General features: G+C 61.9%; 9 protein-coding genes. 5 read left to right on the top strand and 4 right to left on the bottom strand.

Going from position 1 to position 6,996, the window contains the following annotated elements; genetic code table 11:
* Positions 1 to 147: ATP-binding protein (locus HP547_RS06055; RefSeq protein ID WP_256676269.1), on the top strand; the 147-nt coding region annotated here is incomplete at its 5' end.
* A gap of 98 nt (positions 148 to 245) precedes the next feature.
* On the opposite strand, the gene rimK is transcribed toward HP547_RS06055, so the two are convergent.
* Complete coding sequence (gene rimK, locus HP547_RS06050) at positions 246 to 1,151, bottom strand: 30S ribosomal protein S6--L-glutamate ligase (RefSeq protein ID WP_086976046.1); 906 nt, start codon at positions 1,149 to 1,151, stop codon at positions 246 to 248.
* Positions 1,148 to 1,630 (bottom strand): ATP-dependent zinc protease, encoded by a 483-nt coding sequence (locus HP547_RS06045; RefSeq protein ID WP_172230541.1) that lies wholly within the window; start codon positions 1,628 to 1,630, stop codon positions 1,148 to 1,150. Before HP547_RS06045 ends, rimK begins: the two co-directional genes overlap by 4 nt.
* A 109-nt stretch (positions 1,631 to 1,739) precedes the next feature.
* Between HP547_RS06045 and HP547_RS06040 the strand changes: the two genes are divergently transcribed.
* The gene (locus HP547_RS06040) at positions 1,740 to 2,141 is read left to right on the top strand and encodes an RNA-binding S4 domain-containing protein (protein ID WP_172230544.1); all 402 of its coding nucleotides are present in this window, start codon (positions 1,740 to 1,742) and stop codon (positions 2,139 to 2,141) included.
* 110 nt (positions 2,142 to 2,251) lie between these two features.
* On the opposite strand, the gene HP547_RS06035 is transcribed toward HP547_RS06040, so the two are convergent.
* The gene (locus tag HP547_RS06035; RefSeq protein ID WP_172285738.1) at positions 2,252 to 3,046 is read right to left on the bottom strand and encodes a phosphatase PAP2 family protein; all 795 of its coding nucleotides are present in this window, start codon (positions 3,044 to 3,046) and stop codon (positions 2,252 to 2,254) included.
* Between the two features lie 119 nt (positions 3,047 to 3,165).
* Here HP547_RS06035 and hslO point away from each other — a divergent pair, with 119 nt between their 5' ends.
* The 3 genes from hslO to HP547_RS06020 all read left to right on the top strand — a co-directional run bounded on the left by hslO (position 3,166) and on the right by HP547_RS06020 (position 6,403).
* Positions 3,166 to 4,065 carry an Hsp33 family molecular chaperone HslO gene (gene hslO, locus HP547_RS06030; RefSeq protein WP_172285737.1) on the top strand — a complete coding sequence of 300 codons (900 nt, stop codon included), beginning with the start codon at positions 3,166 to 3,168 and terminating at the stop codon, positions 4,063 to 4,065.
* A gap of 179 nt (positions 4,066 to 4,244) precedes the next feature.
* Positions 4,245 to 5,786, top strand: a complete 1,542-nt coding sequence (locus HP547_RS06025; protein ID WP_172226495.1) for a phosphoenolpyruvate carboxykinase — start codon at positions 4,245 to 4,247, stop codon at positions 5,784 to 5,786.
* A 176-nt stretch (positions 5,787 to 5,962) separates the two neighbouring features.
* A complete protein-coding gene (locus tag HP547_RS06020; RefSeq protein ID WP_172285736.1) occupies positions 5,963 to 6,403 on the top strand; it encodes a thioesterase family protein in 441 nt (146 codons plus the stop codon).
* A 56-nt stretch (positions 6,404 to 6,459) separates the two neighbouring features.
* Here the strand turns inward: HP547_RS06020 and HP547_RS06015 are convergent, their stop codons facing one another.
* The gene (locus HP547_RS06015) at positions 6,460 to 6,939 is read right to left on the bottom strand and encodes a glycine zipper domain-containing protein (RefSeq protein ID WP_172226501.1); all 480 of its coding nucleotides are present in this window, start codon (positions 6,937 to 6,939) and stop codon (positions 6,460 to 6,462) included.
* Positions 6,940 to 6,996: the final 57 nt, after the last annotated feature.

The following is a 6,996-nucleotide window of genomic DNA, read 5'->3' as shown; positions in this document are numbered from 1 at the left end:
AAGGGCACCGGGCTGGGGCTGGCGATCGTCAAGCGGATTGCGGCGCAGCACGGCGGCAATGTCGAGTTGCGCAATCGCTCGGGTGGCGGGATCGAGGCTCGGGTGCGGCTGCCGCTGGGATTGCTGTTGCCGCGAAATGCAGTGTGAGACTTACCGGCCTCTTCGCGGCTAAAGCCGCTCCCACAGGTACTGCGCTATTCCTGTGGGAGCGGCTTTAGCCGCGAAGAGGCCGGTACAAGCTTGAGTCAGCCTTTACCCTTGGTCCGGGTCTGATTCGGCCCGCCATTCTTCTCCAGGTGCTCGATGATCATTCCCGCCACGTTCTTGCCGGTGGTCATCTCGATGCCTTCCAGCCCCGGTGACGAGTTCACTTCCATCACCAGCGGCCCATGGTTGGACCTGAGGATATCCACACCCGCCACGCTCAAGCCCATCACCTTTGCCGCGCGAATGGCGGTAATGCGTTCTTCTGGCGTGATCTTGATCAGGCTGGCGACGCCGCCGCGGTGCAGGTTGGAACGGAATTCGCCCGGTTTGGCCTGACGTTTCATCGACGCGATCACCTTGTCACCCACCACGAAGCAGCGAATGTCGGCACCGCCGGCCTCCTTGATGTACTCCTGCACCATGATGTTCTGCTTCAGGCCCATGAAGGCTTCGATCACCGACTCGGCCGCCTGGGTTGTCTCGCACAGCACCACGCCGATGCCCTGAGTGCCTTCCAGCACCTTGATCACCAGCGGCGCGCCGTTGACCATCTGGATCAGGTCGGGAATGTCGTCCGGCGAGTGGGCGAAGCCGGTGATCGGCAGGCCGATGCCGCGCCGCGACAGCAGTTGCAGCGAGCGCAGCTTGTCGCGCGAGCGGGCAATTGCCACCGACTCGTTGAGCGGGTACACGCCCATCATTTCAAACTGGCGCAGCACCGCGCAGCCATAAAAGGTCACCGAGGCACCAATACGCGGAATCACCGCGTCAAAGCCCTCCAGCGGCTTGCCGCGGTAGTGGATCTGCGGCTTGTGGCTGGCGATGTTCATGTAGGCCCGCAGGGTATCGATCACCACCATTTCGTGGCCACGCTGGGTACCGGCTTCGACCAGGCGGCGGGTGGAATACAGACGCGGATTGCGCGACAGCACAGCGATCTTCATGCAGCACCTGTGACAGGAGAGAGGGTGGCCGCGAAGGCCGGTTTGTCTTGTACGTACTTCAGGCCTGGGTTGACCACCAACTGGCCGTGAATCAGGGCTTTGGCCCCAAGCAACAGGCGGTAGCGCATGTTCTTGCGGCAGGTCAGGGTGAATTCCACTTCCCACACACGATCACCCAGGGCCAGTGACGTGCGGATGACATAACGGGCCTGGGCCTGGCCGTTGGAGCTCTTGATGGTTTTCATGGTGACCAGCGGTGCCTCGCAACGACGGTGGCGCAGCTGCACCAGTGAGCCCAGGTGGGCGGTGAAGCGTACCCATGGCTGGCCATCACGCTCGAACGGTTGCACCTCGGTGGCGTGCAGGGTGGAGGTGCTGGCGCCGGTGTCGATCTTGGCGCGCAGCCCGGCCACGCCAAGGTCGGGCAGGGCGACCCACTCGCGCAGGCCGATTACAGTCAAATGGTCAAATGTCTTCACGAAACGCACCCTGCCAATGAGGTGGTGAACTGTAAGCATCGCGGGGACTTTTTGCATCCGTATGTGAAGGTAGTACAGTTCGATGAAAGACAGAATCCGAGGAAACGGGATGGCACAAAAAGCCGAAGACGACGACAAGGTCCGCCTGGACAAGTGGCTGTGGGCGGCGCGGTTCTACAAGACCCGGGCGCTGGCCAAGGCTGCTATCGAAAGCGGCAAGGTGCATTGCCGGGGCGAGCGTTGCAAGCCAGGCAAGGAGCCACGGGTGGGTGACGCGTTTGTGCTGCGCACCGGGTTTGATGAGCGCACCGTTGTGGTGAAGGCGTTATCGGTGGTGCGGCGCGGGGCGCCGGAGGCGCAGGCGCTGTATGAAGAGACCGAAGAAAGTGTGCGGCGCCGTGAGCAGGCGGCGCAATTGCGCAAGGCGGGGGCGATGGGGGTGACCACCGATGGCCGGCCAAACAAAAAGCAGCGGCGGCAGATTCACCAACTGCACGGGAGCTTTGAGTAGCCGGGGCCGCTTCGCGCCCCATCGCGACACAAGGCCGCTCCTACAGGGGGGCGCGTAAGCCTGTAGGAGCGGCCTTGTGTCGCGATGGGGCGCGAAGCGGCCCCGGAAATTTAGCGGATCACCGCCAATCGACCGACCAACGGTAGTCTGGCCGCAACGTTGAATAGCGGTGCGGTCCAGCGAATCAACGCGGCACTACCCTTGGCCGCCAGCGGCGTGTAATAGCTCCAGCCCAGCGCCAGTACCGCCATCAGCAATCCGCCGATGTAGTCATCCTGCCCCCAGTGCGCCCCGGCCACCAGGCGCGGCAGCATGAACAGCAGCGCCAGCCCCCAGATCACCAGGTACTGCAGCAGGCGGCGGCTGAACACGCTCATGAACAGCGCCCAGATCAGCAGCACCGAGGCATGATCACCCGGAAAACTCTTGCTTGAACGGTCCTTGAGCTCCCAGGCCGCTTCCAGGTTGGGGTAGTAATCGCTGAGGTGCACCACGCCGTCGAGGATCATCGACGGGCTCTTGTGTTGCCACCCGGCTGCATCCACCCACTTGGAAAACAGCGCGCGAATCACCACTAAGAGGAGTAGCGTGACCAGAAAACCGAAAAAGGCCTGGCGAACCTGGGCTGCCTTGAACACCCAGTTGCCCCGGATAAGCGCGGCCAGCAGGATCAGGCCGACGACGATGTCGAACGGGCGCAGGCTACCTACGGTCCAGATGTAGCGCCAGGCAGTGCTGTCGGCCAGCGGCGCATTCAGGCTGTGGAACAGCCACTCGTCGAAAGTCAGGCACAGGGTATGGCCAATGGGCCATAACCAGAAACACAGTAGAGCGATGGGCAGCAGCGTACACGCTGCCAAAGGTCCCAAGGACCACCTTGCTTGGAACAGTGGCCGATTGTCCATAAAATACCTCTATTGCAAACAGAAATCGGAGCGCCTTGTAAGCGCTCTGTCACGGGTTTTCGCAGGTTGTCGATAACCCTTGTAACCATTTTGTCATCATTTTCAGATAGCCAAAACCTATGAGCGATTTGCCGGATACCGATTTCACCCAACGTTTCATCTTCGACGAGCGCGATGTGCGCGGCGAGTGGGTGTCTCTCGATGACAGCTACGCCGCGGTGCTGGCGCGTCACGAGTACCCCCAGCCAGTGCAGGCATTGCTCGGCGAATTGATGGCCGCCACCGCCCTGCTGGTGGGGGCGCTGAAGTTCGACGGCCTGCTGATCCTGCAGGCGCGTTCCGCCGGGCCGATCCCGCTGCTGATGGTCGAATGTTCCGGTGACCGCGACATTCGCGGCATGGCCCGTTACGAAGCGGAGCAGATCTCGGCTGATGCGACCCTGTCGCAACTGATGCCTGACGGGCACCTGACCCTGACCATCGACCCTGTCAAAGGCCAGCGCTACCAGGGCACCGTCGATCTCGATGGCACCAACCTGTCGGAGTGCTTCACCAACTACTTCGTCCAGTCGCAACAGCTGAATACCCGCTTCTGGCTCAACGCTGAAAACGGCAAGGCCCGTGGCCTGCTGCTGCAGCAGTTGCCGCGTGATCGCCAGCCTGACGACGAAGAGCGCGAAGACAGCTGGCAGCACGTGATCGCCCTGGCCAAGACCCTCAAGCCAGAGGAATGGGCCGAGGGTAACGAAACCCTGCTGCACCGCCTGTACCACGAAGACGCCGTGCGCCTGTTCGACATCCAGCCGCTGCGCTTCAACTGCAGCTGCTCGCGCGAGCGCTCCGGTAATGCGCTGGTCAGTCTGGGCGAACATGACGCCAAGGCGCTCGTCAAAGAGTGCAACGGGCAGGTGGAGATTGATTGCCAGTTCTGTAATCAGCGCTATTTCTTCGATGAAAGCGACGTGGCGCAACTGTTTGCGGGTGGTGGCACCGACGTGGCCTCAGAAACTCGTCACTGAAACGTTTAAGCTCAGGACAATCTCCCGTCGAATTGCGCAAAAGCGCAGTTCTGACAGGAGGGGCCTACTTTTTTTGGGCTTTTCTGGCATAATCCGGCCACTTTTTTCGCTGTAGTAGTTTTTTCAAGACAACTACAAAACGTTTGGAGCACTCGGCCTCGGGCCGGATGGGGTATCTCATGACGCAAGCCAACAACACCGTGTACACCGACCTGAGCGTCGATGAGCTGGTAAAAGAAGCGCTGCAACGCGGTGAAGGCGTACTAGCCGATACTGGCGCACTGGTCGTGGAGACTGGTCACCGTACTGGCCGTTCGCCGGCTGACCGTTTCATCGTCGAAGAACCTTCCACCCAGGACGCCATCTCCTGGGGCCCGATCAACCGCAAGTTCCCGGCCGACAAGTTCGATGCCCTGTGGGACCGCGTCGAGGCGTTCAACAACGCCCAGGATCACTTCGTTTCCTACGTTCACGTAGGGGCTGCAGCCGAGCACTACCTGCCGGTGAAGATGACCACCCAGACTGCCTGGCAGAACCTGTTCGGCCGTTGCCTGTTCATCAACCCGGAGCAGTTCAACCCGGCTGGCCGCGACCAGTGGCAGGTCCTCAACGTCGCCAACTTCGTTTGCGAGCCTGAGCGTGACGGCACCAACTCCGACGGTTGCGTCATCATCAACTTCGCCGCGAAGAAGGTGTTGATCGCAGGCATGCGTTACGCCGGCGAAATGAAGAAAGCCATGTTCTCGGTGCAGAACTTCCTGCTGCCGGCTGCCGACGTGCTGCCGATGCACTGCGCTGCCAACATCGGCGAAGAAGGCGATGTGACCCTGTTCTTCGGCCTGTCCGGCACTGGCAAGACCACCCTGTCGGCCGACGAAAGCCGTTACCTGATCGGTGACGACGAGCACGGTTGGGGCGAAGGCGTTGTCTTCAATATGGAAGGCGGCTGCTATGCCAAGTGCATCGACCTGTCCGAGAAGAACGAGCCGGTGATCTGGAAAGCCATCAAGCATGGCGCCGTACTGGAAAACGTGGTGCTCGACGCCAATCAGCACGCCGACTACACCGATGTCAGCCTGACCCAGAACAGCCGTGCGGCCTACCCGCTGGAGCACGTTGCCAAGCGTTCCGAAGCGAACCTGGGCGGCGAGCCGAACGCAGTCATCTTCCTGACCTGCGACCTGACTGGTGTTCTGCCTCCGGTTTCGATCCTGAACAACGAGCAGGCGGCTTACCACTTCCTGTCCGGCTATACCGCGCTGGTCGGTTCCACCGAAATGGGTTCGGGCGGCGGCATCAAGTCCACCTTCTCCACCTGCTTCGGCGCACCGTTCTTCCCGCGCCCGGCTGGCGAATACGCCGAGCTGCTGATCAAGCGTATCAATGGCTTCAACTCCAAGGTCTACCTGGTCAACACCGGCTGGACCGGCGGTGGCTACGGCGTTGGCAAGCGCTTCAGCATCCCGACCACCCGTGCCGTGATCGCTGCGATCCAGAGCGGTGCGCTGGTGGGTGCCGAAACCGAGCACCTGGATATCATCAACCTGGACGTGCCGAAGGCTGTTCCGGGCGTTGATACCGAGCTGCTCAACCCGCGCACCAACTGGGCTGACAAAGCTGCGTACGACGCAGCCGCCCAAGGCCTCGCCAAGCTGTTCATCGAAAACTTCAAGAAGTTCGAAGTTTCCGACGCCATCAAGGCCGCTGGCCCGCAGCTGTAAGCTGCACCCAGCCGCAACGAGAGAGCCGCCCCAAGGGGCGGCTTTTTCCATTCTGTTGCCTGCACGGGCCCTTTCGCGGGTAAATCGGATCGCCGCGAAAGGGCCCGTGCAGGCAGCCAACGTCTGGAATTTCTGTTTCACTGTCAGCATTCATTGCGATGACACGAGCCAGCCAGATGATCGAATCCCCTCAGCGCACTGCCTTCTCCCACTTTCACCCCATCCTCACTCGCCCGCAGGACAACGACGCCAACGGCCATATCGCCAGTGCCACCGTGCATTGTTTTTTCGAAACCGCCATCCAGGCGTTTCTCGTCGAGCAGGCGGAGCTGGACCTGCGTGATGGCGAGTTGGCGGCTTTTGTGGTCAGCTCTGCGGCGGATTACTTCGCCCTGCCGGGTTTCCCCGACGTGCTGGAAGTGGGCCTGGGCATAACGCGCCTGGCCGGCAGTACGGTGGAGTACCGTCTGGCGCTGTATCGTCCAGGCGAAGCGGATGCCTGTGCTGCGGGCACGGTGGTGCAGGTGTTCATCGAGCGCGCAAGTGGCCGGCCGGTACAGCTGCCAGAGGTGCTTCAGGGCATTCTTGCCGGGCTGCAACTCGCCCCGCAGGCATGAAAAAGCCCCGCCATGAAGGGCGGGGCTTTTGGCTACCTGGGTATCAACCCGAGGTATCAGTCGCGCCAGTGGCGCTTGTGCTTGCGGTGGCCATAGTGGTGGCCACGGTCGTAGTGACGACGGTCGTCGTAACCACGACGGTAGCGGCGGTCGTCATGGCGCTCGTCTTCATCGGCCTTGTTGCCCATGTAGTTGCCGAGCGCGCCACCGGCACCGCCGCCTGCGGCTGCACCAATGTAGCTACCAGTGGTGCCGCCCACCGAGCGACCGACCACGTTGCCGCCTGCAGCGCCCAGTGCGCCGCCGATTGCAGCCTCACCGCGCTGGCGTTTGTCGGCACCCAGGGCACCGCCGGCCGCGCCGCCCAGGCCGGCACCAATGGCGCCGCCGGTGCTGCCGCCGATGGAGTTGCCCACCACGGAGCCGAGTACCCCACCCAATGCGCCGCCAATGCCGGCCTCGGTATTGCCGCCTGCCATGGCAACGCCGCTGAGCAAGCTGAAAGACAACAACAAAATCGAGGAGTACTTCTTCATCAAGAGAGCCTCATAGGGATGACGAGGCGAATTTGACGCCATGGGGCCCGGCTGGCA

The organism is Pseudomonas sp. CM27, from assembly GCF_013179515.1.
GTDB lineage: Bacteria > Pseudomonadota > Gammaproteobacteria > Pseudomonadales > Pseudomonadaceae > Aquipseudomonas.
Note: the sequence above shows the minus strand (reverse complement) of the source record. Positions and strands in the feature narration are given on the sequence as shown.

Excerpts from the sequence above, each read along its gene's own strand:
- HP547_RS06015 (WP_172226501.1), bottom strand. The coding sequence starts at position 6,939 with ATGAAGAAGTACTCCTCGATTTTGTTGTTGTCTTTCAGCTTGCTCAGC.
- hslO (WP_172285737.1), top strand. The coding sequence starts at position 3,166 with ATGAGCGATTTGCCGGATACCGATTTCACCCAACGTTTCATCTTCGAC.
- rimK (WP_086976046.1), bottom strand. The coding sequence starts at position 1,151 with ATGAAGATCGCTGTGCTGTCGCGCAATCCGCGTCTGTATTCCACCCGC.
- HP547_RS06025 (WP_172226495.1), top strand. The coding sequence starts at position 4,245 with ATGACGCAAGCCAACAACACCGTGTACACCGACCTGAGCGTCGATGAG.
- HP547_RS06035 (WP_172285738.1), bottom strand. The coding sequence starts at position 3,046 with ATGGACAATCGGCCACTGTTCCAAGCAAGGTGGTCCTTGGGACCTTTG.
- HP547_RS06040 (WP_172230544.1), top strand. The coding sequence starts at position 1,740 with ATGGCACAAAAAGCCGAAGACGACGACAAGGTCCGCCTGGACAAGTGG.
- HP547_RS06020 (WP_172285736.1), top strand. The coding sequence starts at position 5,963 with ATGATCGAATCCCCTCAGCGCACTGCCTTCTCCCACTTTCACCCCATC.